Annotated in this window: 1 protein-coding gene; it reads right to left on the bottom strand. The window is 57.1% G+C overall.

Translation table 11 applies throughout. The features are described 5' to 3' along the window. Positions 1 to 162 precede the first annotated feature (162 nt). Positions 163 to 2,460 carry a Tex family protein gene (locus ACOCD2_RS16315; protein WP_293649624.1) on the bottom strand — a complete coding sequence of 766 codons (2,298 nt, stop codon included), beginning with the start codon at positions 2,458 to 2,460 and terminating at the stop codon, positions 163 to 165. Between the last annotated feature and the right edge of the window lie 195 nt (positions 2,461 to 2,655).

Here is a 2,655-nt window from a genome sequence, read left to right as displayed (position 1 = left end):
AGTTGTTGCGTAGTGCTTGGTGACCAGGACGGCTGGGGCACAAATAGGTTGTCAAAGGCCGAGTCGATTTTGGGGACTGGGATGTCCCAAAATCTATCACGAGGTCGAAGACACGCTTGCATTTTCCTGACTGCAGCAATGGCGGGCTTTGCAGGCTGTATTTCAGCGTTTTCTCCGCGCCGCCGCGAAGGCGTTGGCCATGCTGCCGGTAGCATCACGTTTTTTGGCCTGACTTTTGTGGCGGGGTGCTTTCCTTGCATCTGCACGAGGTTTGCCGGAAGATTTCGCATCCGTCAGTAGCGTATCGTCCAGGCGCATGCTGAGTGAAATTCGCTTTCGTCGGGTGTCCACCGACATGACTTTCACTTTGACAACGTCACCGGCCTTCACCACATCACGGGGATGCTTGACGAACTTGTCGGAAAGGGCGGAGATGTGTACCAGCCCGTCCTGATGCACGCCGATATCCACGAAGGCGCCGAAGTCGGCGACATTGCTCACCACGCCCTCGACGATCATGCCTTCCTTCAGATCGGTGATTCTCTCGATGCCTTCCTTGAAGGTTGCAGTCCTGAACTCGGGGCGCGGATCCCTACCGGGTTTTTCCAGCTCGGCAATGATGTCGCGCACCGTGGGGACACCAAAGGTCTCGTCGATATAGTTTTCAGGGCGCAGTTTGCGCAGGAAACTGCTGTCGCCGATGAGGCTGTTGATTTCCCGTCCGTTCTGTCTGGCCATGCGCTGTACGACGCCGTAAGCTTCAGGATGCACGGCTGAGCTGTCGAGGGGATTTTCGGCCTGGGGAATACGCAGGAAGCCGGCGGCCTGCTCATAGGTCTTCTCACCCAGACGCGGCACCTTGAGCAGCTGTTTCCGGGTTTTGAACGCGCCCTGTTCGTTGCGGAAACTGACGATATTGTCCGCTACCGTCTTGCTCAGGCCTGAAACCTGCTGCAGGAGCGCGGGGGAGGCGGTATTGACGTCCACACCGACTGCGTTTACACAGTCTTCCACCACGTTGTCCAGTGACCGCGCCAGACGGTTTTGATTCACGTCATGCTGATACTGTCCCACGCCGATGGCCTTGGGTTCGATCTTTACCAGTTCCGCCAGCGGGTCCTGCAGACGCCGGGCGATGGAGACAGCGCCGCGCAGCGACACGTCCAGCTCCGGCAGTTCCGCCGACGCGAGGGCCGATGCCGAGTATACCGAAGCGCCGGCTTCGCTGACGACGAGCTGGCGCAGATTCAGCTCAGGATGCCGTCTGGCCATTTCTTTGACCAGTTTTTCTGTCTCTCTGGAAGCTGTGCCATTTCCGATACTTACAAGCGAAATATTATGTTGTTTGGCAAGTTTTGCCAGCGTATCGATCGATGCATCCCACTGGTTTTTCGGAGGATGGGGATAGATGGTTTCTGTCGCCAGCACCTTGCCCGTACCGTCGATGAGGGCGACTTTCACCCCGGTGCGGATGCCGGGGTCCAGGCCCATGATGGCATGAAAACCCGCGGGGGCTGCCAGCAGCAGATCCTTGAGATTGGCGGCAAACACTTCGATGGCGGCTTCTTCCGCAGCTTCTCGCAGGCGCATTTTCAGGTCCAGATCCAGGCGGGTAAAGATCTTGATCTTCCATGCCCAGCGTACCACCTCGGCAAGCCAGTCATCTGCGGGACGTTTTGCATGGCGGATACCGAACCGGGCCGCAATGCGTGATTCGCCAGGTGAAGGCGAGGGTGTTTCCTCATCCACGATCAGTTCCAGCGACAGCAGACCTAGGCTTTGCCCACGGAACAGGGCCAGGGCGCGATGTGAAGGTATCTTGCCGATGGCTTCTTCATATTCGAAGTAATCGGTGAATTTTTCGGCTTCCTTTTCTTTACCGACAATAACCCTGGAACGCAGGATGCCCTTGTTCCACAGGTATTCCCGCAGCTCTCCCAGCAACTCGGCATCTTCCGCAAACTGCTCCATGAGGATCTGCTTGGCACCGTCCAGGGCAGCACTGATGTCATCAACGCCCTTGGCTGCATTGACGAAGGCGGTGGCTGTTTCCTGCGGATCTTGTGTCGGGTCTTTCAGCAGGCTGCTGGCCAGAGGTTCCAGCCCGGCTTCCCGGGCAATCTGTGCTTTGGTGCGGCGTTTGGGCTTGTAAGGGAGGTAAAGGTCCTCCAGGCGGGCCTTGGTGTCGGCTTCGAGGATGGACTGCTCCAATTCCGGAGTAAGCTTGTCCTGGTCGCTGATGGATTTCAGAATGCTGCTCCGCCGCTCCTCCAGCTCCCGCAGATAACCAAGGCGCTCCTCCAGAACGCGCAGCTGGGCATCATCCAGCCCCTGTGTGGCTTCTTTACGGTAGCGTGCGATGAAGGGCACGGTGGCCCCTTCGTCCAGCAGGGAGATGGCTGCGTTGACCTGTTGGGGCTTTACGCCGAGTTCATGGGCTATTTTTTGCTGGATGTCCATTTGCTTCACTGCAGGAAAAGAAATAAAAGCCGCTCCGGGGCGGACTGTCGAAAAAGGACGTGCCGGGATTGAATCTGTGTCGGGTACCATGTGATTATATTCCAAAAAGGAGCTATCCTTTGTTCCGAACCCGCCAGATATTGAACGACTGGCTCACGCAAAACCTGGAGGAAGCATAACGCCATGGTTATCCAT

The sequence above is a fragment of the Thiolapillus sp. genome (assembly GCF_048562965.1).
GTDB lineage: Bacteria > Pseudomonadota > Gammaproteobacteria > Chromatiales > Chromatiaceae > Thiolapillus > Thiolapillus brandeum_A.
This window is presented reverse-complemented; position numbering and strand designations above follow the sequence as displayed.